Below are 25,398 nucleotides of genomic sequence, written 5' to 3'. Positions count from 1 at the left end.
TCAGCTAGGATTGGCGGAAGACATAAGCAGAAAGAGTGTACAATTTTTGGATATAAGGCGTGGCAAACGAATTTTTTATGATTTGATCACTTTCCTCGTGTAAATAAGGCAGATTCTGGCAAATGGGGGATAGCAAATTGACGCTCAACAAAGTGCAGGATTCATTTGTATGAGAATAAGATCCAATAGATTGAGTCGGTACCTTTATCCGAATAGGCTTTAGGACTTCTGTCAGAATAATTCGTGTTTGCTGAATCGTGTCAGCGGGGTCATTTAAGGAATTCATTTCTGGATCAGACACTGGATTACTTGCAGGTACAGTTTGATTGTCCTGCCATGTAATACAGGATAAAACAAGTAATACGCTCCCCACAAAAAAGAGAAAGTTGATCATCGTAAAAACTCTAGTTGGAATAATTCGGTAGGCTCGGATATTCGAAGAAGAATTGTAAAAGGTAATTAAATTTTGTGCTATATATAACGCTTTTCAGAAAACAATTTTTGCACTTTTTTAACAATGGGAAAGATGGTTTAATTGATAAAAAACGCTTTGTTTTCACACAGTTTAAATTTTTGGTCAGAATTCGAAGTTCGAAAAATTCAATTTAAACTAAAAAACCCACCACCTGAAATTATTGAAAAATCAGATCAATCAGCAATGAAAATAACAAATTCAGTCCAAGATTCTTCACCTTTTGCAGCTTCACCAATTTGACTAGCTACGGTTATTTTACCGCCATGTGCTTTCACAATATCGTAACTCAATGAAAGGCCTAAACCAGTTCCAAGGCCTGTTGGCTTTGTGGTGAAAAACGGCTGAAATATTTTATCCTTTACCGACTCTGGCATTCCAGTCCCATTATCCTTCACCCGGATCTCTATACCTTCTTTAATTCTCCTCGTTTTCATCCAAATTGTAGGTTTATAGTTATTAGAACGCTCTGAATCTTCAAGGTTATTCATTTGCTTTTTCTTTTCGGAAACTGCATAGAAAGCATTATTCACCAGATTTAGAATCACTCTTCCTATCTCCTGCGATATGACATCTACCAAACCAATGGTCTCATCAAAATCAGTCTCCATACTAGCATTGAATGACTTGTCTTTTGCTCTCAGGCCGTGGTAGGATAGGCGTAGGTATTCATCTGCCAGCTCATTGATATCTGTCGTTTCTTTCACTCCAGTGCTACTGCGGCTGTGTTGCAGCATACCTTTCACGATGGCGTCTGCTCGCTTTCCGTGATGAATAATTTTCTCCTCATTGCCAGCTATATCACTTACGATCTGCTTGATTTCATCAAGGTCTCCTTTTTCTAATTCAGCTTTTAGTTCGCCAAGGAGTTCTATATTCAACTCAGAAAAATTGGTTACAAAATTCAGGGGATTTTGGATCTCATGGGCAATTCCAGCTGTTAGCTCGCCGAGGGAAGCCATTTTCTCAGATTGAATTAATTGAGATTGTGTTGCTTTGAGTTCGTGGAGAGTTTTCTCCAAAGCTTCTTTTTGAGCAGTAATTTCCGCAGTCCGTTCTGCTACCTGCACTTCCAGCGCATCCTTTAACCTCTGGGAGTTTTTAAACTCTATTTCCTTCTGAACAGCTTTGATTCGCTCAAACTCCAAAGCTTTTCGCTGTTTTCGGTTTATTATGAATTGAGCTACCAGCCATATCCAAGCAAATAACTCCGCAGTCTCAAACCAATTCTCCCAACTAGTATAGAAGTCTGTAGCTATGAGCTCAGTGAAATCCTGAACGATATATACCAACACCACCGGCAAAAATGCATACACATATGGTTTGAGTGGAGAAAAAACATTCCGGTTATAGGCAGCATATACTACATAAATATTCAGAGTGTGAGCCACCCACCGCATCAATATATCTGTACCATCAAAGATCACCTGAATAGCCAAAAAACAACCAGCTGCTATCAAGCCTTTTAAAAATATACCTTGCCATTCTGGAAATAGCTCTTTGGTTTGTGAATGCGTTTGCAAAAATCTAAACGCTATGATCAGAAGTATAAAATCCATGTAACAATTCTAGAATTAAAAATTAAGACTAACCAATAGGCAAAATAAGAATAATTTCAGTAGATGACTCCTTTAGGTGATTACTGTCTGCGATTTTACTTTCTACTTCGATCTTGCCCCTATGTGCCTTGATGATATCATAACTCATCGAAAGGCCCAAGCCTGTTCCTGATCCAGAGGGTTTGGTAGTAAAAAAAGGATGGAAAATCTTTTCCTTTATAGAATCAGGAATGCCTTTTCCATTGTCTTTGACGACAATTTTGACAGTACTACCGACCACCTTGGTGGATAAAATAACCTCAGGACTAAATCCTTCAATTCCATCCTTTGCTTTATCATTGACCGCATAGAAAGCATTGTTAATCAAATTCAAAAGAACTCTCCCTATATCTTGTGGAATCACATCAATCTTTGGAAGATTTGGGTCAAGATCCAATTTGAAATTAGCATTGAAGCTTTTGTCCTTTGCTCGTAAGCCATGATAAGAAAGCCGTATAAATTCATCTGCAAGCGCATTGATGTCCGTAGGCAATTTCTCTCCGGAGTTTGATCGACTATGTTCCAGCATTCCCTTTACGATGGAATCTGCGCGCTTACCGTGATGGGCAATTTTAGACAGATTTTCCTTGATATCTACCAAAATCTCCGATATCAAACCTTCATCAATATCTGCCTTATCCTTAGCTCTTTCCTCCTCTATTTCTTCAATCATCTCATTGCTTACCTCTGAAAAATTATTTACAAAATTCAGTGGGTTTTGGATTTCATGAGCTATCCCAGCCGTCAATTCCCCTAAAGATGCCATTTTCTCAGATTGAACCAGTTGTGTTTGCATAGCCTTCAATTCTTCCAACGAGTGCTCAAGATCTTTGGTACGCCGTTTTACTTTGTCTTCTAGATTAATGTTCTCCGCTTTCAGAATTGATTCCTTTTCATCTTTCAGCATTCTTAATTTGGTAGCTACAGCCAAGGAGAAAAATATAGCTTGAAGCACCACTCCGATAAGAAGGCTATTGTGAATCACCCAATAATATTCAAATAGCCCATAGATATAGAGGCTCAATATAATCACCGATACACTCGCAGGAATATATGCAGCCAGATAAATAGCTGCTGGCCTAAACCCTTCCCTATACCTTTTATACCCTAAATAGAGTAAGAAAATGGAGTTGGGGGCAGAAAGGAAATAACTAGTCCTTTCGAGTATTGGTATGGAAAACAGTGAAAAGAATATCGCAAGGATGTACAGCACTTGAAAGGTTGTGTAAATCTTCCAATAGCCTGGGCTCCTGTCCTTATTGATCTCAAGGAAAACTACGCTAAACCATAAGCTGAAAATGGATGTAAGTGGGCCAAGAAGATTAAATAATTTGTAATTCCACCTTGGATCAGGAAAGCTCACAATCCCATAAGTTGCCCCAGAAATAGAAGCGATCAGCCCGATTAAAAAAAGCATATAAATGCTCAGCAATAAATACTCTCGCTCCTTGATCCTAATGTAAATGAGAAAGTGATAGATGATCACTCCCAGAATAATTCCAAGTAAAACTCCTTCTGCAGTGAAGTTCCTTTGCTGTAAGCTGATCAATCTTTTTCCGGAAAAAACCCTAGCGGAAAAGGTTTTGTAAAGAATTCGATTTAGACGCAGAAGATAGGTTGCAGAATCACCTTTTTGTATTTCCAAATCAAAAAGCTCACCGGGGTATTTTAGATATTTCTCACCATCTGACGTTTCTATCCCACCCTTGCTGACCAGTCGTGCTTGATTACCTTCAAGTTTAAATAATTCAATCTGGGAAAAGAAAAGATTAGGTAAGGATAAAAACAAAGGCTCTACATCTGCTTTAATCTGAAAATAGAACCAATAATCACTTTCGCCATTTGGGTCAATTTCAATCCTTTCCAAATCAAAATCCTGGAATTCTGACTTTCTCGCCAAAACTTCATGAGCAGAAGAACCTTTCGGAATTCGAAGCATCTGAGCATGATCTCTCACCCAATAGACTTCATGGTCAAATACAGACAGTTGACTTTCTTTTGCCTGAGCAAATGAAGGCTGAAGCACAAAAAAAGTTAAAATTATCAACATCAACCTCAAAAATCCATTACGCTGATTTTTGACGAATTGAGGAATATTTAATGTCATTCTACTGTAGGGGGATTTGCAAAATATTTTTTAGAAACCTGTATAATATAGATGATGTTCAGCACAAATACTGCAATGGTGAGCAATTGAAGGAAATGTGCTTGTGGATGATGTAAAAACACAAATACTGACATAAGAAGGTTTCCAAAGAACTTAGTCCAAGCAACAGTCTTAGTTCCGATTAATCCAGACCCTTTTCTCGCAGCATTGAATACAAATAAGCTAGCCATGACCACAGTGATCATATAGGCTGAAGTAGTACCCATTTTGGTGTCCAGTCCTTCTATTTCGAAAAAGTAAAAGACAGGGATCCACCAGGCAACCAGAAGTAAAAGAAAGGGCACAAATTTCTTCCCAAACAGATCGGTTCCCATCTGTTTTGCGCCATATTTTACTGTGAAAATGAATATACCCACGTCCATAAAAAACCATACTCTCAGTCCCCATTCGAATACTTTTCCGAGGTCAGTGTAGAGCAAAAAAGCCCAAGCAAATTCCCAAGCGATATTGGAGCAAACTGCCAGAAACGGCATTTCCATTTTTTTGTATCGGATAGCATTCCTGATAATGATGAAATAGGCAATGTTCCACAAAATCGTCCCTGAAAGCAGAAATACAATTTGGGTGATTGTGTAAGTCTCCAGATTAATCCATGGATGTTTCATTGCTTTGTTTTAATTAGTTCATCGTTGATTTCTTGCTCTCCAGTCCTGGGTAAGTGATTTTGGCAAATAAAAATTAATAATTGAAGAATTGGACATTCTTCTAAGCATCAGCAGTAGCCCGAATTTAGTGATGAATTGAAGCACCATAGAAAACACAAGACTCTTATCCAGGACCTCTCCTATGTTTGCTATGAAAGTCATTTTCTTCTTCATCTTACTGATTTTTTCAGCAGAAATAGGCGGAACATCCAGCAAATCGGACACTTCATTCCCCATCATCAATCGCAGAAGTGCGGTATTGGAATCCTCGCCGAGTATAGGCTTAGACTTCTTGTTTTGAAAATCCCGAAGCGCTTTTGTCAATTCCCTAGCACCCTCACTTGGGGCGATCTCTTTATCCAAAATACTATGGCCTAGCTTAAGAGCATCTGCGGCGTTTTTTGGGATCATATCGTCATCCAAACCTGCGATGTGTCCAATTACTCTCCAGCAATGGATGTAAGCTTCCAATTCCACAGGTTCAAACTCGATCCCTATGATTTGAAGTCCTTCCAAAATCAATGCTGAAAAGGACATCAAGGTACCAGCTAGATCCTCTTGATTAATGGGTTCGCCGTATTTCTCCGCATCCCAGTTATGCTGTTTCAGATAATAGCGGATCACAGCATGTATCAATCTCACTTTTTGAGTTGCTCGTAATCCCTTTCCTTTGGGATTAAGCCCATCTGGGGACATGGCAAAAACCACGAACTGAGCCGTCTCTGCGATTCTTCTGGAAAAAGCTTCCAGCGAACCATGCTTTTCATTTAAGCGAGCAGTTTTATGTAATACTTCTGCGCCATTTGCACAGGCATAGCACTCCGGCAAGGATTTGTAGGCAAGCAATATTCCTATCCAAATACCATGTCGCAAGTAGATCTGCTGACCCATATCGATCAAGTCTTGATCTGCCCATGCTGGTAAAACTGCCGACTGTTCAAAATACTCCATGAGTTCAACTGGGGCATTGTCCGGAAGTTTATTCTTGTCTAATACTATTGCTTCAAAGAGGTGATTAATCGTATTGACTTCTTTTTTCGCCATGATCGCCGCGACAGTTTTGTCTGCAAGGGGATCCATCATGTGGCGCTTGCTGCTCAGCTTAGCCTCATTCCAATCAGTTGTTTCGGTAGTATTTAGTTGCTTCAGTTTCTCTAAAGCTCGCTTTTTGATGCGTTTATTCTTTATAATAAAGCTTATAGAAAAGCCTATAAATAAAATAAGGAGTAAGAGAAAAATATTCATTAGCATAGGCGAAGGCACTTTTCTAGAAAAAATCTAGCGTTTGAAAATTTGGGATATTCTAAAAGCAAATTGCATTCATGCCTTCCAATTATCTAATACCTATTGATTCAGTTAAATTCTTCTGACTCGTATTAGGATATAGTGATGCATCCACGTAGGAAAACACAAACAACACTAGTGAAAATTAAGGCAAATTTTCTGATACAAAGAAATTAAGGGCGCACTTTCTTATGTTACAAATGCAATTCTGCTCATTCTTTATGCATTTTGTTTTCCTTCAATTTAGAATTTGGAAAACAAATTTTACAGTGGGATATCTATTCCTTTGGTTCGCTAGCTTCACCTGGAAACAGGAAGAAAAATGATTAGGTGTATTCGGCTAACTACACCTAGGTTACTGGGATCAATTATTGATGTTCAAATTTGGTCATTCTCCCTTTCTAAAGGGGGCAAGGGGGGATTTTTACTGGTGCTTATGTGCTAATCGATGCTTTTTGAGGATGTCTTCGCCAAAGTCATTTCCATTTTCTCTCCAGATCGTATGGATATGATTGGCGTTATCCAGAAAGCCTACATTGTCGTATTCGATGATGAAGTCCGGACTGTGAACCATGTAGTAGTGAGCTTTCATTGGTTCATAGCTTCCTATCCAAGTGAAATACACTTCATCCATTCCACGGGCATGGAGAATTGCCATGTATTCTTCCGCTTTTGGATGATCTAAGTTATTGACATATTCCTCGATGAGGTAGTGAAGAATTTTTTGCTGATTTGCATTCAATTCTGATCCTTTGATACCTTTAAATTCATTGATCCATTGATCTCGACCCGGACTTGTGATGATATCTCCGGGTACTTTTTCACTCAATGTTGCTTTGGCTTTTTGCTCTTCATCTAGCGTATTTACAAACCAAAAACCATAATCCTCCTCCTTACTCAACGGTCTTAATCCGGCATATTGTGTGACTTCTACTACCGCTGGGTCAGAGCCAAGAAAGACAGGAGTCATAGAAAATTCATCGCCAGATACTGTCAAATTGATAGATATGTGATGCCCTTCGAATTTCAATCCCCAAAGATTATCTTCACTTGGATCCCCAAGAATCGCAACGAAATAATTGCCATAATCCCAATCCAAGGTTCGGATCATCTTGATCGTGTTCTCATTCATCTGCTCTCTCTGGTAAGCGATCTCCATGATTTCGTGCAGAATATCATCGACTTGCATGATGGTGAAGACTTTCAGGTATCCTTGAGAACTAAAAATCGTGCTGAGCACCCGATGGAATTTAATCTTGCTTTCTCCCGAAAGATCCCCAATTCGTACCCCGCTGCGCGGGGCTAATCCAACTGGTAAATTGGTCCATTTAGTACGCAGGCTATCTGATAAGTCAAATTGTACAGCTGATTTTTGACCCTCTGGCAATGTCCCTAAAAAGGAAGTAGTTACTTCTCTCAACTCTTCGACATTTTGAGCGGACATCAAGTGAGAACTCAAAAGGCAAACAAGAAGGAGGAAGATAGATTTAGACATTTTGGGCGAGGAAGAGTTGTACTGGAATATCTTAAAATTTTCATCAGACCCATTGGTAAAGATTAGTCTTAACGAAGAGCATAAATACAAAAATAACTACCTGGAGGTGAGGTTTCTGCTACTGGATATTCATGGTTTTGCCTCTAATTTTAACCAGCCATTCCTGCCAGTATCTTAAAGCCACCTGTCGCAAAATTAGGAAGGTCTGCCGCGGTGGCTTGTCCTTCAGGAGAATCCATTGATTGTTGGAGAGCCTCAGGACTCTCAAAGTAAAGTTCTGCCATGCGATAATAAGCAGGCTTTGATCCATCCGCCTCAGGAAGGAATTTGGTTACTTCAGCCTTGAGCACCCCATTTATTGTACTCACAAGAGACATGTGAGTCGCTGCATAGTAGCTTTCAAAAGCAGCTGGATCTTCAGGGTGATTATAAAGAACAGTTAATTTGATCATGATTTTGAGGTTAAGGTTATTCTTATACTTGAATGTAAAGATTTCTTGGAAGGATAAAAGCTTCTTCTAAAAACATAAATTAAAAGGGGTGTTTTCGTATCTCACCCTATTTTCCCGTCTCCGTTAATGTCTTTTCCAGATTGCTCTTCGAGGATTTTAAGGGTCTTGATTAATAATTCTCGGGTATTGGCCAATTCCCATTCCAGATTTCTGACTCTGACTTCGAGCGTATCTGCTTTGTATTTGTGATCTTGAATTTGACTTTGTTGGATTAGATTCCAAAATAATCCCATGTAATGATAGTTTAAAGGTTTGTTATTTGGTTAAGTACTAATAGATCACTTTTTATTTAGGTAATAATTAAACCAACTCAAGATGGAAGCTGATTTACTCATCAACATACTTGGACGATCCACTAATCCGTGAGAAGCATTTGGAATTCTGACCATTGCAGTTTCCACTCCCTGAAGCTTTAAAGCTGCGTAAAATTGCTCAGACTCTGCAATTGGTGTACGATAATCAGCTTCCCCTCCCAATAGCATGGTTGGAGTGGTCACGTTCCCAACGAAAGTAATGGGTGAACGCTTCGCATAATTTTCCTGCTCTTCCCATGGATTTCCAGGAAACCAATATTTTGTAAAAAAGGCAGGATTATCAGCATAAAGAACATGCGTGGACCAATTTATAACTGGCTTAGCAACTACTGCAGCTTTGAATCGATCCGTTTTGCCCACAATCCATGCAGTCAATAATCCTCCTCCACTTCCACCGGTCACAAAGAGATTCTCTGTGTCCACATAGCCTTTTTCGATCAACGCATCTACTCCAGACATCAAATCCGCATAGTCATGATTTGGATAATCATGGTGGATAGAATTTCCAAAATCCTGTCCGTATCCTGTACTGCCACGTGGATTCGTATAGAGAACCACATATCCAGCAGCTGCATATTGCTGGATTTCATAAGAAAAAGTAGTGCCATACATAGCAAATGGGCCTCCATGGATTTCCAGAATCATCGGATACTTTTTGCTTGGGTCAAAATTGGGTGGAGTTACAATCCAACCTTGGATATCCCATTGATCGAAGGAGGATTTCCACCACATCTCTTCTACCTTTCCCAGATTTCGGTAAGAAAACACATCATCATTCACCGCTGTGATTCTCTTGACCTCACCATCTGTCCAAACTGCGAGATCCGAAGGATGATCCGTTCCACCGAGCGTAAATGCAAATCGAGTATTATCAGAAACAGTGTAATCGCCAGAGTTATAAGGTCTACCCAAATCTAACCCACCTAAGCCTTCTACCAACGTCCGGATTTTTCCAGTAAGAGCTACATGACCGATTTTGGTGTCTCCTTTTTCATCATATTGAAAATAGATTCCCTTGCCATTCGCTTCCCATTGTGGATTGGAAGCGTCTCGATCCAGATCTGCAGTCAGGTTCTTGACCTCAGTGCCATCAAGGTTCATCAGGTATAAGTTATTTACTTGGTAACCTTGGTAGGTGTCATCATTACCTGTAAAGGCTATCTGTGAACCATCAGGAGAAAGTACAGGATTTGAGTCTGGCCCAAAACGGGACGTCAAAGCTTTTACTTTTCCATCAGAAAGGCTGAGCTGATAAACTTCAGAATTACCAGGTTCCAATTCATTGTTTTCATGAAGATTAGCAGAGAAAATCAGCTCTTTACCATCTTTTGTCCAGTTTGGATTCCCATAGTTATTATCGCCAAAGGTTCGTTGACGCGCAGTACCACCATTTAGTCCGAGTGTAAAGATCTGACGGTTTCCGGGTTTGGTGTATCCACTTCCATCACTTCTATAATTCATTTCATCAATGAAAATAGGTGCATCATTCCAAGTAGCTCCAGCTGGCTTGGCTGGGATAGTCAACAATGATTTTGGTGTACTTGGCACAAACTGAGTAAATGCCAGTTGCTTGTCATCCGCAGACCAAGAAACTGAACCTGGAGGAGTAGAAGAATTAGTCAACGCCACCGATTCACGTGTATCCAAGAAAAGGACAAAAAGCTTCGTTTTATCATCCTGTTGGTTAGAATGGTAGGCTATTTTAGTGCCGTCATTTGACCAAGTAGGATTTGAATCTCGCTGATTTCCTTGGGTTAGAGGTCGATTTTGGGTACCGTCTATATTTGTCATCCAAATGTTCGAATAATCACGATCAGTCATTACATCTTTGAAATTCCGCACATAGATCACCTTACTGCCATCTGGGGAAATCTCAGGATTGGAGATGTACTCCATATCAAAAAGATCCATCAATTCCATGTTGGTTTTTTGCTGGGAAAATGTACTTCCGCTCATTAGAAAGGAAATAACAACTAGGAGTAAAAGTTTAGTCTTCATAGGATATAAAATAATAGTCATGAATATTATGTAAGCATCTCGACCTTTATCAGGAAAAGCACTTTTTATTGCTGAATTTGAAATACTTAAGAATTTAATAAATCAACACGATTATCCGCTATCATGCCAGTAAAAGACAAAAGCAATATAGGAATTGATAGACTTTAGTAAGAAGGCTACATCGGTCTATGGTCACCCGTCTTCCTGACAGTTTGTTCGGAGAAATCATGCTACTGGGTATCATTGCGAATACTTATATAAATTTATCTTTTGCTTTTTGGAAGTAGATTCACCAGAAAGTAAATCAAGGTAAGCGCCAAGATAAAAATTAGAATTCCCGTCTTTTCATAACCTGTTAAATTGGACAGGAAGAAAAGAATAATTCCTGCAGATAAAATAGGCACTGTATAACCAAATGGGATCTTGAAACTTCCAGAATCAGTTTTTTCCATCTTTCTGAGCTTGATTACCGATAGGGATACTCCAAAATATACCAGAAGCATACTTGCTGAAGCTATGACTGCGAGCTGACGAAATCCGCCCACCGAAGCTAATGTAAATCCAATTCCTGCATAGAGTAGAATCGATAAATAAGGAGTTTTAAACTTAGGATGGATAGCAGCCAATTTATCCAAAGGAATAACGCGGTCGCTCGCCAAACCGAAGATCACGCGCGGCAAATTCAAAATCTCTCCGCTCAACATGCCGAACATAGAGACGCCTGCTGTGATCAGTAAGAGTGTGTATCCTGTCGGGCCAAAAACAACGTTGGCAACAGACGCCAGGGGAGCTTCCTTAAATTCTGGCAATTGATCTCCCAATACTCCTTGGGAAACAGTCTGAATAAGTATGTAAAGGATGAGTACGAATGAGATACCTATGAAAATGGCTTTTGGAACAGTCTTCTGAGGGTTTTTGATTTCACCACCAACTGTTAATCCAGCATCACCACCTTGAAATGCAAAGAATAAAATCAGAGAAGCCGCACCAAAATTCTTGAAAAAAGGAGCATTTTCTATCATCAAATTAGAAAGCGACACATCCTTCCAACTGAAGAATATCAGTAAAATCAGTGGAGTCAATTTAGCAACGGTATTGATCTTAACCAGCCCAATACCTTGCTTGACACCTATTACATTTAGAAAACACAAGCCTCCAAAAATCAGAAACAATAGTAAAATACGGATGTATTGATTAGTGAAAACCGGAAAGGCCAGCCCAATTAATTCTATCAATGCATTGGCAACGGCTGCATCTGAAAAAGCACTTCCCATCACCATGAATACAGCTGCCAAAAAGCCAGTGTATGGTCCGAAGGCAGTTTCCACATAGGCATAAGCTCCTCCTGATCGGGTCACTTTGCTTCCGGCTTCTGCAAAACATAACATCACTAACGCAATCAGAAACCCACAGAATAGGTAAACAAAGATTCCCGACGACCCCATGATTTCGGCAACTATGGCAGGCAAAACAAAGATTCCTGCTCCGACGATGATATTTACAATATTAGCAGAGAGACCCCATACTCCGATCTCCCTCTTTAACCCTGTCTCTTTTTCCATGAAGTTATTTATCAGCTTTAATAGGCTCTAACTCCGCCATCTTCGCTGGAAGAATCTGAAGCACCGGTATAAAGTTTCTTAGAAGCGTCGTAGGTGATGCCCATTAGCACACCGATATTTGTGGTTGGGATGAGCGTATGTCCCATTTTTTCCAACGTATCTCTAGTATCCGGGGAAAGCAAGTTTTGCTCGTACAATAGTCGGTCTGGCAACCATTGATGATGGATTTTCATTGCTTCTATGGCTCTGTCAATACGCATATCATAAGCCAAGACATTCAAAACAGTCTGAAAAACAGTGTTGATAATCGTCCTTCCTCCTGGGCTACCAATTACCAAATAAGGCTTGCCATCTTTAGTAACAATAGTCGGTGTCATACTTGACAGCATTCTTTTTTCTGGAGCAACTAGATTGGGATTTGAGCCGATTTGTCCAGTCGTTGTGGTTTCGCCAGGAACAGGATTAAAATCTCCCATTTCATTGTTGAAAATAAAGCCAAGTTTTGAAGATCCCATTTTCACTCCATAAGAGTTTTCCAAGGTATAGGTCATTGAAATGGCATTTCCATCTTTGTCCACCACTGAGAAATGCGTGGTATTAGTTCCGTCATAAGGATGTCCGTATTGAGCAGGATCAGAGATGGAAGCTTTTTTCATATTTATGTTTTCAAATCGCTTTTTGGCAAAATCCTTTGAAAGCAGCTTATCCAAAGGCATATCTAAATTGAAATCAGGATCTCCCAAGAATTCTGCCCTGTCTGCAAATCCTCTTCTCATCGCTTCAGCGACCAGGTGAACATAGGCGGTAGAATTGAATTCTATCTCTGAGATATTCGCTTCTTCCATCAGATTCATCATCTCGATCAGTGCCACACCGCCTGAACTTGGTGGAGGCATGGAATAAATATCATAGCCATTGAACGAACCTTTTAAAGGTTCGCGCTCGACAGCTTCATATTTCTCCAAATCTTCTTTAGTGATAATCCCGCCGTTGGCTTTCATGTAATCTTCTATTTCCTGCGCCACTTCACCTTTGTAAAAACCATCACGACCATGCTTCTGAATCAATTTCAGTGTTTTGGCAAGTGCTGGCTGCTTCCAAGTCTCCCCAGGCTTCACGATCTCGCCATTTTCTCCATGGAAATAATCCTTCATAATATCCTCCGAAGGATCTCTATCACTCACACTTACAGCCGCATTGTATAATCCCCAAGACATGGTAAATCCTTTTTTGGCTAATTCTACTGACGGTTTCACCAAATCTGCCCAAGGTAACTTACCATACTTTTGGTGTGCTAGATAAAGACCGGCTACTGTGCCAGGAACTCCTACAGCCAACAAGCCCTTATGGTTGGAATTGTCTTTGATCTTACCATTTTCATCCAAAAACATGGTTGGACTAGCGGCTAGGGGAGCTTTCTCACGAAAATCAAACGTGGTAACGTCACCTGCAGAATTCAGGAAAACCATAAAACCACCCCCTCCGATATTCCCAGCTTCTGGATGAGTGACTTCCAAAGCGAAGGCCGTCGCAATGGCAGCATCGACTGCATTACCTCCCTTTTTCAAAATATCAACTCCTACTTGCGAGGCAATCACGTTGTCGGAGACTACCATCCCATTTTCCGCATAGGTCTGGGCCTTTGCTGAATTGAAAAAAATGAGAAAGACCAGAGAAATGCCCAGGGCTCTATTAAAGGAATAAAATTTTTTCATGTGGTTTTAAGCTTAAAGGTTGTGGAGTGGTTTGAGTAAAAATAAGAGAAAATGTCAGATCATTTCTAAATGTTCTGATAAGCGGAGCCTTGTGCTTATAATCTAAATAACTTTTCATCTAAAAAAATCATCAATCATTATTTCGAACTACCTGAATTCAATCGGTGATTTAGAGTTAATCTCAAAATATCACGATTGTAGTAGCCACCTGTTTCACGTTGATTTATCCATTTTTGGTAAGTAGCTTCCACATTCAAACCTGGCGAAACCACTAATCCTAATCCGAGAATTATTCGATTTTGGTCGAAGGTGTACCTCACTTTTTTGCCAGCCTGAACCATCAATTCGTCTCCTGCGATTACTTTCACCACTAGTTTTTCATTGATTTTCCAAATCGGGTAGGACGCCAAGATTCGATAACGAAATCTAAAGCTCCCGAAAAAGTACCCATCCTCCAACTTCGTCTCTTCGACATTCAGCTGATGAAAATAACGTGCCTCCGCTCGAAAGCGATGATCAAGGGTTAACTTCTGAAGGGTATGCTTATTGGCAAACTCTACATGCGGCCTAAGCTCCGGTACCACCAGATTCAAATCAGAGGTGGGGTAGTTTGGGCTTTGAAAAAAAGTCGCAAATCCTGCTGATGCTTCCCACCCACGTGCACCTAACTTACGGTGGAGGTGGGTTCTCAACGATAATTGGTGCTGCGCAAAAGGGTGAACAAAATGCCTCTCCTGAATTTCTGCTACTACTGACCAATTCTTGTCTATGGGAACAGTTAGAAAATAGGCGTACCAAATCAATTGTTGATGAGTGACATCCTTTTGAGCCATTGACAATTTTGGCATAAAGCTCAAAAAGAGAAAAATAAACGTGGATAGTATTGCTTTCAAGCCCAGGAATTAAGCTGCAATTTTACGGGAATTACCAGTGAGTAAATAGGGGGATAACAAATATATACCGCAATGAGGCCACTAGCCTTATTTTCTTCACTTATCGGCCTGGTAGACCGATGACGGAAGACCGAAGTTGCGCTGACAATGCCTGATTTTGTCTTTTACTGGCAGATAAGCGGATTTACATAATACATCTGTATTTACGCTTTTCTGCCAGTAATCGAATTCTCTTTGGTCAACGGGTTGGAAGACCGATGACCAAAGACCGAAGTAAACCAGAATTCAATGTGTCTTCGGACTTTCGATCCTATAAATTTTCTACTGGCAAGATTCCGAATAATCACAATACATAAAGTGTTCCTGTGTGAGGAAATGTGGATTCGAACTTACGTCCAAATTAAGACCTACCAGACTTCATATTGTTAATGATTTATTCACCTCTCCCGAAAGCTGATAGATTTTTCATGATAAATCGGAATTATCCCGATTTTATCAAGTCGTATTCTACATTTCTATTTGTCAAACATCCTAGGTTTAATCGGTTTTTTTCCGATTTTTATATAAAAATTTGGCAATATGGAGTTTCATAATCTTTTTCAAGAATACCAAGAGGAACCGCTTAACAGGCAGGTGATGCTTTCTCTTTTGAAAAAATACAAGAGGCCCAACGACAAGATATCGGAATTGGTGAAAGCAGGATGGCTGACCATATTAAAAAATGGACTCTACATCGCGGGGCCGGAGAGTAAATTGCTTCGACCAGAATCATTTCTTATCGCAAATCATTTGTTGGGACCAAGTTACGTTTCGATGGAGGCATCACTTTCCTATTGGGGTTTTATACCTGAACGAGTTTTTGAAACTATCTCTGTGACAGTCAAAGCTGCTAAGACTTACAAGACAGCCGTAGGACGGTTCAGTTACAGACAGGCTTCGTTGCCCTACTATTCCTATGGCATCCGCAGTGTAGCACTTACTCCAAGGCAGACTGCTATGATAGCCTCTCCGGAAAAGGCTATTTGTGACAAAATTGTAATGACATATGGAATAAATTTGCGAAGCAGCAAACAGGTTATGGATTTCTTAACTGGGGATATGAGAATGAGTGAAGAATTATTTCGAGGGTTTAATCTGGACGTAATGGATACTTGGATTCCTGAAGCACCAAAAAAAAGCAGTTTACAGGTGCTTGTTAAAACAATTCGAAGCTTATGATTCAGGAATGGATTGAGGAATATAAGCCTAAAACTCAAGAAGAAGCATTTGCAGCTTTGCGCGAAATTATGCAGGAAGTGGCATTGGCAGGTTTGCAGCGTGCGGGATTTTTTGAAAAGGCTGCCTTCTACGGTGGAACTGCGCTTCGAATATTCTATGGGTTGGATAGATATTCAGAGGACCTTGATTTTTCATTATTGAACGTTAATCCGGATTTTTCTCTGGAAGTTTATTTTGAAGCCATTATTACTGAATTTGAGGCTATTGGAATGAAAGTGAGTATTGTAGAAAAGAAAAAGCAAGTGGAATCAAGCATAGAATCCGCTTTTCTGAAATCTGCGACCGTATGGAAAGAGCTCGAGTTACGTGGTATCATACCACAAGCGGGGGTTAAACTTATGCCAAGTATTAAGATTAAAATAGAGGTGGATCGATTACCTCCATTGGGCTTTGAAACTGAAGAAAAGTTACTACTTCGCCCATTTTCTTTCTATGTCAAGTGTTTTACGGTTCATAGTCTTTTTGCAGGGAAAATCCACGCGTTGCTTTTTCGGAAGTGGCAAAAAAGGGTAAAGGGACGGGATTGGTATGATATGGAATGGTACATCAAAAAAGGAATTCCATTGGATCTTCACCATTTTCTTCTCAGAGCTAAGGATACTGGTGATTGGAGTAAAGAAACTATAACCAATGCAGAGGTCATGAAACTTTTAGAAGCTAAAATAGAAAACGTAGATTTTAAAAGTATAAAGGAAGATGTTGTGCGCTTCATTCCAAATGATGCTGTAATTGCTATATGGAGCCAGCAATACTTTATGGATTTGATACAGAAATTGAAATTTGATTAACACCAGCAATCAGATTTCATCGGTCACCTGTCACCCGACATCCCTGCCTATTCAATCAAAACTTCATCTTCTGAATTCGTATTGCATTCAAAATAGCCAACAACGCCACCCCAACATCTGCGAAAACAGCTGCCCACATCGTTGCCATTCCCACGGCTCCAAGAACCAAAACAATCACTTTTACCCCAAAAGCAAAACCTATATTCTGCCACACGATTTGTTTGGTCTTTTTCCCGATAGAAATTGCCATTGGGATCTTGCTTGGTCTATCGTCTTGGATCACCACATCGGCAGTCTCGATAGTAGCATCGCTTCCCAGTCCACCCATAGCGATTCCTACGTCAGATATCGCCACTACAGGCGCATCATTTACCCCATCGCCCACAAAGGCAACCGTTCCTTTTTGAGCTTTGATCTCCTTGACCTTTTCTACTTTATCTTCCGGAAGCAGACCACCAAATGAATTAGGAATTCCCAACTTGTCTGCGACAAACTTGACGACATTACTTTTATCCCCGCTGAGCATAGTGATCCCAACTCCCATTGCTTTTAGCTGATCAATGGTATGCTGAGCATCAGCTTTAATACTGTCCGCGATGGTCAAGTAGCCAGCAAATTTCCCATCGTATCCTATCGCAACCAAGGTGTAAACTATGCTGCTAGGATCGATAGAATAAGGAATCGAAAACTTATCCATCAGCTTGAAATTCCCAACGAGCAATTGCTTGCCCTCAACTTGGGCTTTCAGACCATGTCCAGCTATTTCTTCCACATTTTCCAAAACAACACTGGGATCAACTTCGCCCACGTGATCCTTGATGGCGGTGGAAATTGGGTGAGTACTTTTGCTTTCCAGCGCATTTATAAAATCCAGAATTTTAGAATTCTCAAAGTCTGGCTGAAGATGCACTTCCTGCACATTAAAAACTCCCTCAGTCATTGTCCCCGTTTTGTCCATCACGACTTGACTGATTTGAGCAATGCTGTCCAAGAAATTACTTCCTTTAAACAAAATCCCGTTTTTACTCGCGGCTCCTATTCCCCCAAAATATCCCAAAGGAATACTGATCACCAGCCCGCAGGGACAGGAAATCACCAAGAAGATCAGTGCACGATAAAGCCAGTCGCTGAATACGTAATCTTCTACAAAAAGGAAGGGAAGAAAGCAGATTCCTGTTGCCAAAAAGACTACGATGGGTGTATAAATCTTGGCAAATTTCCTGATGAACAATTCCGTCGGAGCTTTTTGCGCAGTCGCATTTTGTACCAATTCCAAGATCCTGGAAAGTTTACTATCTGTATAAGCAGCAGTCACTTTTACCAGAGAAACAGTATTCAGATTGACCATTCCTGCTAAGACCTCAGCTCCTTTTTCTTTGGAATCCGGCTTGCTTTCTCCTGTCAAAGCGGAGGTATTAAACGACGCTTTCTCAGAAAGTAACTCTCCATCAAGACCAAGTTTTTCTCCAGCTTTCAATTGAATAATGTCTCCGATTTTTGCGCTAGCTGCTTTAATCGTCTTGGTAGTATTTCCTTCCAAAATCGTCACCTCATCAGGTCGCTGATCGAGCAAGGTTTTGATATTGGTTTTTGCCCGTGTCACGGCCATTGCCTGAAAAACTTCCCCTACGGAATAAAAAAGCATTACAGCCACACCTTCGGGATATTCTCCGATAGCAAATGCGCCAACTGTAGCAATTCCCATCAGCAGGAATTCTGAGAAAATATCCCCCTTCAAAATACTACCCCAAGCCTCTTTCAAAACAGGAAGTCCAACAGGTAAATAGGCTACCAAATACCAACCGAGCCTCACCCAGCCTTGGAACCAATCCTGCGGAAAAATATAGTCGAAGCCAAGCCCAAAAATCATCACCACAAAGGAAAAAATAGCTGGAGCAAAAAATCTCAACATGCTCTCATCTTTGGCGATGGAGTGATCGTGCCCATCGTCGGTCGAATGACCTTCATGATTGACCTGCTCATCTACAGCACAACAGTCTCTATCTTCTATTTCCAAATGGCTTTTCTGATTCTTACTCCCCATAATTCCGGTTTATTTTTTTGTTTGTATGCCATTGGCTAACAAAGAGGCCAAAGCATCCTAGTGTCTGGTAAGCTCAAGCATTTAGGCCACTTCAGCCTGCCTCGCCCGTGGAGGGTCTTCAAGCCAGTAAATCAAAGAGACCATGGCTAATGGCATAAGTGCGGATAATCATATTTATTTTTGCTTCATCAAGTTCATTACCTGATCTATAGGCAATTTCTCGACGCGATGTCCATCTTTTCCCTCCATAGATTCGGCAGCAAACAAGGAATTGATAATAGCTTCTTCGGTCGCTTCAATAACGGCCATAAAGAGCGAAGACATGTCATCATTCCTTATGAATTCAGCGGTTACCAAAATTCCATCTTCAGCAGAGTAGGGAATTCGAAGTGCTTCTGCCGTACTGAAAGCAATCACGTAATCACCAGAACCATTAGAAGCGATCCCGCCGGTTTTTGCTAGACCCATCATCCCTCGCTTAGCCATTCTTTCTAGGTTTCGCTCCAGCACTGGAGCATCAGTTGCCACAATTATCATGCAGCTACCGTCAGACTTTTCCATGGCATCGCGAAATGGATATCTACCCATTTTTTCTCCCACAGCCAATCCATCGATTTGTAGATTTCCTCCGAAATTTGTCTGAACCAGCACTCCGACCGTATATCCTCCCAAGCTTTCGGGAAGCTTGCGGGATGCAGTTCCGATTCCACCTTTCCACCCAAAGCAAACCGTGCCAGTGCCGGCTCCTACATTTCCTTCGGCCACTATTCCAGACTCGGCCGAATTTATCGCCTGGATTACCTCTTCCGGAGAAATATGCATTCCGCGGATATTATTGAGAAAGCCATCATTCGTTTCACCGACTACAGCATTCACAGATTGGGCATTTTCATTTTCTTTTTGCTCCAAAGAATACCGAACTACTCCTTCGATTCCAGCAGCCACACTCAGTGTGTTGGTGAGAATAATCGGGGCCTCGATATTACCAAGCTCTTGCACTTGAGTTGTCCCAGCCAACTTGCCAAAACCATTCCCCACATAAATCGCCGCAGGGACTTTTTGCTGAAAAAGATTTCCTCCATGTGGCAAAATAGCTGTCACTCCGGTGCGGATATCGTTGCCTTCTATTTTGGTGAAATGCCCCACTTTCACACCAGGTACATCAGTGATCGCATTCAGCGAACCTGGCGGAAGTACGCCAAAGATGATCTCTTTATCTCGTGGTCTTTCTTGCGAAAATGAGTTGGAGACAAATAAAATAAAGAGTACAAATAGAAGGTCGAGGTTTTTCATAGCAGGTGGTTTTCCGAATTTAAACTTTATGTCCTCACCAAAAAACCACTGAGCCGAGCATTCCACTTAATTGTCATTATTTCACCTTCTTTCTATGCAAGTTTTGAATTTCAACTAGATTTGAGGTTAATTTCTAGGTGGAAAGCCAATCAGATACGATTATTTTCTAACCTATTTCTTTTCAAAAATGGGATTGATGTGAGCATCTTTTAAATTAGCATTTCGCTCAGAGATCATTTATAATTTAGAATTTCGCAATAGTGGGATGCAAATAGTATTTTACTCCTTCAGAGCTTTTATCGATTGACATGTTCTGTACCCAGTCCTTTAGTCTTTTCTATAGTAACATGGGCTTTCAACCCTTTGATTCTTATGAGACTTAAAAAACGATTAGTATTCTCCACGTTGACCTCCATGTTTCCCGTGGTAAAATAAACCTTTTATAAATGCTGAAAAAAGAAAGATACGAAGCCATCATCGATCACTTTCGTGAGAACATGCCCATTGCCGAGACGGAACTTCAGTACGAGAATTCATTCCAGCTTTTGATGGCAGTTGTACTTTCAGCGCAGTGCACAGACAAGCGAATTAATATAGTCACTCCCGCTTTATTTGAGAAATTCCCTGAGCCTGCGTTTTTGGCCGCTTCAAATTTTGACGAGCTTTTTCCCTACATCAAGACCGTTTCTTACCCGAATAATAAAACCAAACATCTTTTAGGATTAGGAAAAATGCTTGTGGCAGACTTTGGCGGTGAGGTTCCTTCTTCTGTCGCTGAATTGATCAAACTCCCTGGCGTGGGGCGAAAAACCGCAAATGTGATCACATCGGTCGTTTGGAATCAGCCTAATATGGCCGTGGATACACATGTTTTTCGGGTTTCGAAACGACTCGGTCTTGTTTCTCAAACTGCCAAAACTCCTTTGGAAGTCGAAAAGCAGCTCATCCGACACATTCCAAAAGAATATGTACACATCGCGCATCACTGGCTGATTTTACATGGAAGATATGTATGTCTCGCTCGAAGACCGAAATGTGAAGAGTGCACCCTAACTCATTTATGCAAGTATTTTGAGAGAAACCAGGGCAAAATCATCAAAGTAAAAAAGCAGGAATAATGTGCGGAATCCATCTGATATGGGGCAAGGGAGCGAATGAAGAGGCTATTAACAGCATGCTTCAGCTGAGTCAGAATCGTGGTCCCGATCAGCAAGCGGGCTATAGTCCATGGCCCGGATTGTGGATTGGGGTAAATCGGCTGAAAATCATGCATACCGGTTTTGAAGCAGATCAACCATTTTGGGCGCCTGATGGCAGGTCTTTACTTATTTGGAATGGAGAGATTTATAACTTTCAGGAAATCAGAAATCTCTTGATAAAGATGGGCATTTGCTTTATCACACAGTCAGACACTGAGGTAGTTTTACATGTTCTTCGTGTTTTTGGTGTAAAAGGTTTGGAGAAACTCCATGGTATGTTTGCCTTGATTTTTGTGGATTTAACCGAGAGATCTGTTCTTGTAGCTCGTGATAGAAATGGAGAAAAACCACTCTATTATTCTCAAAATCCTGATTCCCTAATCATTTCCTCAGCATGTAACAGCATCCAAAGTCTAAGAAACTCAGAAATAGATGTTCGGCAATTTGAGCCGTATTTCTATCTCAGAGCGCCACTCTTGGGTAATACGTTCTTTAAAGGAATTCATGAATGGAAGCCTGAGCGATATAGTAAGATCTTGAATCATTCGGCTTTTCGATGGGATCATATTCCGAGTCAAACCAAGCTGAGTTCTGAACCGACTTTAGTTTCCTTCAAAGAGGTGCTTAATGAAGCTGTTTTAAAGCAATTTCATGCAGATGTCCCTGTGGGAATTCAGCTCAGTGGAGGAGCTGATAGTTCATTGCTTTATGCGCTTTGGTATAAGAAGACTGGTATTCCAATGAGCTCTTTTACCATCCAAGTTGAGCAGAAATATAAAAAGAAATATGCCGACGGAGATGCTGCAAGTCGCTTCGCAAAGCACTTTCCTTCACGTCATCATCTAGTAGAAATCACTCAGAATACTTTCTGGGAAAACTGGGATGGCTATGTGAAAAGCTTGGATCAGCCTATAGGAGATTCTGCCGGATTCTTGTATTGGATGATAGGAAAGGAAGCTAAAAAGTCTGTAAAGGTTTTGATTTCGGGAGCTGGCGCGGATGAACTTTGGGGAGGATATCAGCGACATAAAGCTTTTGAAGCATATCAAAAGCGAAAACAGCTCCTGCTAAAATTTCAGCCTATTTTGGAGAAATTACCACTTGGAAGGAGTTATCAGAAATTCATTTCTGCCATTGATCCAGATCCCCGGAGGACTTTTCTCAATTTTTCTGGATTGGATAATGTCCCAGATGATTTGGCAGAGGATTACGATAGAATTTTCAACAGAAATTTGGCCGACTACTCACAAATGCTGGATTTTGATCGGCAAGTTTATCTGGTGCAGGATGTGCTAAAGATTCAAGACAATGCCCTGATGGCGCATAGCATAGAGGGGCGATCGCCGTATTTGGATGCAGCTATGCTGGAATTGTGGAGAAATGTGAAAGACGAGGGATTACTTAAAGGTAAACCTTGGATCAAGCGATGCCTTAATGAGCTGGATTTGCACTGGATATCTGAGCGCAACAAAATGGGTTTTGGGCTTCCGCTAATGGAATGGTTTGCTGAAAATGGAGAATTTGCCAAGCGTGTTTTCGATTCTATCAAAGTCTTCGAGAAGACTCATGGCGAGCATTTCCCTGAAAAGATGAGATTACTCGCCGCCAAACCAGAACTTGGGACAAAACATCATTTTTTAACACTATACAATCTGTTTCTTCTGGCAGAATGGGTGAAATTGCACAAGCTATGAGGATTATTTACATCCATCAGTATTTCAAAACTCCAGCCGAAGGTGGTGCCGTGCGCTCCTATTACCTAGCAAAAGGGTTGGTGGATGCTGGTCATGAAGTGGAGATGATCACTGGCGGAGCGCAAACTGACTACGACCAACGATGGATTGACGGAATCAAGGTTCATTATTTGCCTGTTATTTATGATCAGAACTATGGGTTTTTCAAGCGTGTTTTATCGTTTCTGAGCTACGTTCGCCAAGCGAAGAAATTGATCAAAAAACTTCGAAGGCCAGATTTATTGTATGTCACTTCCACTCCGTTGACTACAGGATTGCTTGGGATTTGGGCAAAAAAGAGGTTAGCTATTCCTTATATTTTTGAAGTAAGGGATCTCTGGCCTCAGGCGCCGATTGAAGTGGGCGCAATCAAGAATCCATTGCTGAAAAGAAGTTTAATTTCACTGGAGAAAAAGATCTACCAGCAAGCATTGAGCCTTGTTGCGTTGTCTCCGGGCATAGCGGATCATTTACGTAAAGTCACTCCGCAACAACAAATTTATCTGATTCCAAATTTCTCAGATTTGGACAGTTTTTTTCCAATGGAGAAAAGTGAGAATCTTCTTCGCAAATATGCTTTGGACCATACATTGACCATTGCATACACGGGAGCTTTGGGTCAGGTGAATGCTGTAAATGAGCTACTGAATCTTGCTGAACTAGCAAAAGCGAGAGGTAAAAACTGGCAGTTTCTGATTATGGGAGAGGGAAGTCATGAGGCTGAACTCCGGCGAGTTGTTTCGGGTAAATCACTTTCTCAGGTTCATTTCATTCCTTTTGGGTCTAAAGGAAAAGTCAATGAAATACTCAGTCTGGCCGACTTTGCATGGATATCTTTTGCGCATTTACCGGTGTTAAAAACTAACAGTCCAAATAAGTTTTTTGATGCCTTGGCTGCTGGCAAAGCCATTTTGGTTAATCACAAAGGATGGGTTTATGATTTGGTGAAGACACATCAACTTGGAATTTCTTGTTTTCCTTCGAAAATCGAATTTACTTTTGAGAGGCTGGAAAAGCTAGAACAAAACACGAGAGAACTGGCAAAAATGGGTGCGAACTCGCGGAAATTAGCTGAGCAACATTTCACCAAAGAGCAGGCGGTTTCTCGCTTAAAGAAAGTAATTGATCATGGTAAGAATCCGCTTAGTATGCAAGATCAATTCATCATTTTGACAGGTTGAGAACGATTTTTCTGTCAACTATTTTTAGATGATCCCTCATTTTTTTTAGCGCAATTTGAATCTTGATCTCTGTGTATTTCAAAAGAGTTTTATTCATTTTACCCATAAAATCAGTCTATTAACATCAAGGTTTATTTGTTAATTAGTTGACTATTAAGTTTATCTGTTTCTTTAAAATATAAAAAAGTTGGTGTTTTCAAAAACCATATGGCCTTGAGTTAGTTTACCATTCTCAACCAAATAACCAACTATATGAAAAAATTAAATTTTAACACCAGACGGCTACTTGCGCTAGCCTTTCCTATTGCCATGTTTGTAGGATTTTCATCCTGTAAAGACGTTGTCGACGAAAGGATGCCAGAACCAGATGTTGTAGACGTATTAGTGGGCGACCCTAATTTCTCTACTCTTACTGCAGCAGTCACAACGGCAGGGTTAGCTGACGACCTGAGTGGTGCTGGGCCATTTACCATTTTTGCACCAACAAATGCTGCGTTTGGGGATTTCTTGACGGACAACAGCCTTACTGCCGCTGCATTACTTAGTAGTCCTGATTTGGCAAATATATTGACGTATCATGTGGTCCCTGCAAACGTTGCTTCTGGAGACGTGGTAGCAGGACCGGTTACTTCCCTAGGAGGCAGCAAATTTTATGTGAGTTTTGATCCTACCGGCGGAATATGGATCAATGGTAATTCTAAGATTACTGCGGTAGATAAAATGGCCAGCAACGGAGTTATTCATACACTTGATTATGTAATTACTGCTCCAACGAAAAACATTGCTGAAATAGCAATTGAAAATACAACAGCCGCTACTCCTGAATTCACACAATTGGTAGCTGCACTTTCGAGAGCTGGTTTGGTAGATGCAGTTAGTGGTGGTACAGGTGATAATTTAACTGTTTTTGCACCGACCGATGCTGCTTTTGAAAATTTGTATACTGCTCTTGAAGTAAGTGGAGTAGATGAAATCGATTTGAATTTATTGACAGACGTCCTTTTATACCATGTAGTGCCAGCAAGAGCATTCTCTCAAGACTTACGTAATGGAGCTAGCCTTCCTACATTATTGGAGGGAAGGAATTTAACTGTAGATCTTCCTGGATTGATGATTAATGAAAGTGGTTTAGTGCCATCCATGCTGAATATCCATGCAACGAATGGAGTCATCCATGTGATTGATCAAGTAATAGTACCTGAGTAATTTTTGGTGGGTTTAGTGTTAA

At 40.7% G+C, this 25,398-nt stretch carries 20 protein-coding genes; 6 read left to right on the top strand and 14 right to left on the bottom strand.

The annotated features are described in order from the left end of the window. Positions 1 to 4: 4 nt before the first annotated feature. The 12 genes from BVH04_RS09065 to BVH04_RS09010 all read right to left on the bottom strand — a co-directional run bounded on the left by BVH04_RS09065 (position 5) and on the right by BVH04_RS09010 (position 14,654). Positions 5 to 394 (bottom strand): hypothetical protein, encoded by a 390-nt coding sequence (locus BVH04_RS09065; protein ID WP_086541151.1) that lies wholly within the window; start codon positions 392 to 394, stop codon positions 5 to 7. 254 nt (positions 395 to 648) lie between these two features. Beyond that, on the bottom strand, positions 649 to 2,031 hold the full coding sequence (locus BVH04_RS09060) for a sensor histidine kinase (protein ID WP_086541150.1): 1,383 nt from the start codon (positions 2,029 to 2,031) through the stop codon (positions 649 to 651). A gap of 28 nt (positions 2,032 to 2,059) precedes the next feature. Next, entirely contained in the window at positions 2,060 to 4,177 is a 2,118-nt protein-coding gene (locus BVH04_RS26370; protein ID WP_086541149.1) for a 7TM diverse intracellular signaling domain-containing protein, read from the bottom strand. Then, complete coding sequence (locus BVH04_RS09050) at positions 4,174 to 4,842, bottom strand: transmembrane-type terpene cyclase (RefSeq protein WP_086541148.1); 669 nt, start codon at positions 4,840 to 4,842, stop codon at positions 4,174 to 4,176. Before BVH04_RS09050 ends, BVH04_RS26370 begins: the two co-directional genes overlap by 4 nt. A gap of 18 nt (positions 4,843 to 4,860) precedes the next feature. Continuing rightward, a complete protein-coding gene (locus BVH04_RS09045; RefSeq protein WP_086541147.1) occupies positions 4,861 to 6,132 on the bottom strand; it encodes an oxygenase MpaB family protein in 1,272 nt (423 codons plus the stop codon). A gap of 457 nt (positions 6,133 to 6,589) precedes the next feature. Then, on the bottom strand, positions 6,590 to 7,660 hold the full coding sequence (locus BVH04_RS09040) for a DUF3500 domain-containing protein (protein ID WP_086541146.1): 1,071 nt from the start codon (positions 7,658 to 7,660) through the stop codon (positions 6,590 to 6,592). 149 nt (positions 7,661 to 7,809) lie between these two features. After that, a complete protein-coding gene (locus tag BVH04_RS09035; RefSeq protein ID WP_086541145.1) occupies positions 7,810 to 8,112 on the bottom strand; it encodes an EthD family reductase in 303 nt (100 codons plus the stop codon). Positions 8,113 to 8,213: 101 nt separating this feature from the next. After that, on the bottom strand, positions 8,214 to 8,405 hold the full coding sequence (locus BVH04_RS09030; protein WP_086541144.1) for a hypothetical protein: 192 nt from the start codon (positions 8,403 to 8,405) through the stop codon (positions 8,214 to 8,216). 45 nt (positions 8,406 to 8,450) lie between these two features. Continuing rightward, positions 8,451 to 10,484, bottom strand: coding sequence for a S9 family peptidase (locus BVH04_RS09025; protein WP_086541227.1), 2,034 nt, complete (start codon positions 10,482 to 10,484; stop codon positions 8,451 to 8,453). Positions 10,485 to 10,747: 263 nt separating this feature from the next. Then, positions 10,748 to 12,046, bottom strand: coding sequence for an APC family permease (locus tag BVH04_RS09020; protein WP_086541143.1), 1,299 nt, complete (start codon positions 12,044 to 12,046; stop codon positions 10,748 to 10,750). Positions 12,047 to 12,063: 17 nt separating this feature from the next. Continuing rightward, a complete protein-coding gene (gene ggt / locus BVH04_RS09015; protein ID WP_086541142.1) occupies positions 12,064 to 13,761 on the bottom strand; it encodes a gamma-glutamyltransferase in 1,698 nt (565 codons plus the stop codon). A gap of 137 nt (positions 13,762 to 13,898) precedes the next feature. After that, the gene (locus BVH04_RS09010; RefSeq protein ID WP_140160551.1) at positions 13,899 to 14,654 is read right to left on the bottom strand and encodes a DUF2490 domain-containing protein; all 756 of its coding nucleotides are present in this window, start codon (positions 14,652 to 14,654) and stop codon (positions 13,899 to 13,901) included. A 579-nt stretch (positions 14,655 to 15,233) separates the two neighbouring features. Here BVH04_RS09010 and BVH04_RS09005 point away from each other — a divergent pair. Beyond that, positions 15,234 to 15,872, top strand: coding sequence for a type IV toxin-antitoxin system AbiEi family antitoxin domain-containing protein (locus tag BVH04_RS09005; RefSeq protein ID WP_086541140.1), 639 nt, complete (start codon positions 15,234 to 15,236; stop codon positions 15,870 to 15,872). Next, a complete protein-coding gene (locus tag BVH04_RS09000; RefSeq protein WP_086541139.1) occupies positions 15,869 to 16,720 on the top strand; it encodes a nucleotidyl transferase AbiEii/AbiGii toxin family protein in 852 nt (283 codons plus the stop codon). Before BVH04_RS09005 ends, BVH04_RS09000 begins: the two co-directional genes overlap by 4 nt. Before the next feature lie 55 nt (positions 16,721 to 16,775). On the opposite strand, the gene BVH04_RS08995 is transcribed toward BVH04_RS09000, so the two are convergent. Both BVH04_RS08995 and BVH04_RS08990 read right to left on the bottom strand, forming a co-directional pair. Then, entirely contained in the window at positions 16,776 to 18,764 is a 1,989-nt protein-coding gene (locus BVH04_RS08995) for a heavy metal translocating P-type ATPase (RefSeq protein ID WP_086541138.1), read from the bottom strand. Positions 18,765 to 18,938: 174 nt separating this feature from the next. Continuing rightward, positions 18,939 to 20,057 carry a DmpA family aminopeptidase gene (locus BVH04_RS08990; RefSeq protein WP_086541226.1) on the bottom strand — a complete coding sequence of 373 codons (1,119 nt, stop codon included), beginning with the start codon at positions 20,055 to 20,057 and terminating at the stop codon, positions 18,939 to 18,941. A 446-nt stretch (positions 20,058 to 20,503) separates the two neighbouring features. On the opposite strand from BVH04_RS08990, the gene nth reads away from it, so the two are divergent. From nth to BVH04_RS08970, 4 genes are all read left to right on the top strand, one after another. Then, positions 20,504 to 21,175 carry an endonuclease III gene (gene nth, locus BVH04_RS08985; RefSeq protein ID WP_086541137.1) on the top strand — a complete coding sequence of 224 codons (672 nt, stop codon included), beginning with the start codon at positions 20,504 to 20,506 and terminating at the stop codon, positions 21,173 to 21,175. Then, positions 21,175 to 22,950 (top strand): asparagine synthase (glutamine-hydrolyzing), encoded by a 1,776-nt coding sequence (gene asnB, locus BVH04_RS08980; protein WP_086541136.1) that lies wholly within the window; start codon positions 21,175 to 21,177, stop codon positions 22,948 to 22,950. The genes nth and asnB overlap by 1 nt, the downstream gene beginning before the upstream one ends. Continuing rightward, positions 22,947 to 24,170 carry a glycosyltransferase family 4 protein gene (locus BVH04_RS08975; protein ID WP_086541225.1) on the top strand — a complete coding sequence of 408 codons (1,224 nt, stop codon included), beginning with the start codon at positions 22,947 to 22,949 and terminating at the stop codon, positions 24,168 to 24,170. Before asnB ends, BVH04_RS08975 begins: the two co-directional genes overlap by 4 nt. Positions 24,171 to 24,422: 252 nt before the next feature. Next, positions 24,423 to 25,376, top strand: coding sequence for a fasciclin domain-containing protein (locus tag BVH04_RS08970; RefSeq protein WP_086541135.1), 954 nt, complete (start codon positions 24,423 to 24,425; stop codon positions 25,374 to 25,376). The last annotated feature ends 22 nt before the right edge of the window (positions 25,377 to 25,398 follow it).

Source organism: Algoriphagus antarcticus, from assembly GCF_002150685.1.
In the GTDB taxonomy this organism is placed as follows: Bacteria; Bacteroidota; Bacteroidia; order Cytophagales; family Cyclobacteriaceae; genus Algoriphagus; species Algoriphagus antarcticus.
Note: the sequence above shows the minus strand (reverse complement) of the source record. Positions and strands in the feature narration are given on the sequence as shown.

Excerpts from the sequence above, each read along its gene's own strand:
- BVH04_RS09065 (WP_086541151.1), bottom strand. The coding sequence starts at position 394 with ATGATCAACTTTCTCTTTTTTGTGGGGAGCGTATTACTTGTTTTATCC.
- BVH04_RS09060 (WP_086541150.1), bottom strand. The coding sequence starts at position 2,031 with ATGGATTTTATACTTCTGATCATAGCGTTTAGATTTTTGCAAACGCAT.
- BVH04_RS26370 (WP_086541149.1), bottom strand. The coding sequence starts at position 4,177 with ATGACATTAAATATTCCTCAATTCGTCAAAAATCAGCGTAATGGATTT.
- BVH04_RS09050 (WP_086541148.1), bottom strand. The coding sequence starts at position 4,842 with ATGAAACATCCATGGATTAATCTGGAGACTTACACAATCACCCAAATT.
- BVH04_RS09045 (WP_086541147.1), bottom strand. The coding sequence starts at position 6,132 with ATGCTAATGAATATTTTTCTCTTACTCCTTATTTTATTTATAGGCTTT.
- BVH04_RS09040 (WP_086541146.1), bottom strand. The coding sequence starts at position 7,660 with ATGTCTAAATCTATCTTCCTCCTTCTTGTTTGCCTTTTGAGTTCTCAC.
- BVH04_RS09035 (WP_086541145.1), bottom strand. The coding sequence starts at position 8,112 with ATGATCAAATTAACTGTTCTTTATAATCACCCTGAAGATCCAGCTGCT.
- BVH04_RS09030 (WP_086541144.1), bottom strand. The coding sequence starts at position 8,405 with ATGGGATTATTTTGGAATCTAATCCAACAAAGTCAAATTCAAGATCAC.
- BVH04_RS09025 (WP_086541227.1), bottom strand. The coding sequence starts at position 10,484 with ATGAAGACTAAACTTTTACTCCTAGTTGTTATTTCCTTTCTAATGAGC.
- BVH04_RS09020 (WP_086541143.1), bottom strand. The coding sequence starts at position 12,046 with ATGGAAAAAGAGACAGGGTTAAAGAGGGAGATCGGAGTATGGGGTCTC.
- ggt (WP_086541142.1), bottom strand. The coding sequence starts at position 13,761 with ATGAAAAAATTTTATTCCTTTAATAGAGCCCTGGGCATTTCTCTGGTC.
- BVH04_RS09005 (WP_086541140.1), top strand. The coding sequence starts at position 15,234 with ATGGAGTTTCATAATCTTTTTCAAGAATACCAAGAGGAACCGCTTAAC.
- BVH04_RS09000 (WP_086541139.1), top strand. The coding sequence starts at position 15,869 with ATGATTCAGGAATGGATTGAGGAATATAAGCCTAAAACTCAAGAAGAA.
- BVH04_RS08995 (WP_086541138.1), bottom strand. The coding sequence starts at position 18,764 with ATGGGGAGTAAGAATCAGAAAAGCCATTTGGAAATAGAAGATAGAGAC.
- BVH04_RS08990 (WP_086541226.1), bottom strand. The coding sequence starts at position 20,057 with ATGAAAAACCTCGACCTTCTATTTGTACTCTTTATTTTATTTGTCTCC.
- nth (WP_086541137.1), top strand. The coding sequence starts at position 20,504 with ATGCTGAAAAAAGAAAGATACGAAGCCATCATCGATCACTTTCGTGAG.
- asnB (WP_086541136.1), top strand. The coding sequence starts at position 21,175 with ATGTGCGGAATCCATCTGATATGGGGCAAGGGAGCGAATGAAGAGGCT.
- BVH04_RS08975 (WP_086541225.1), top strand. The coding sequence starts at position 22,947 with ATGAGGATTATTTACATCCATCAGTATTTCAAAACTCCAGCCGAAGGT.
- BVH04_RS08970 (WP_086541135.1), top strand. The coding sequence starts at position 24,423 with ATGAAAAAATTAAATTTTAACACCAGACGGCTACTTGCGCTAGCCTTT.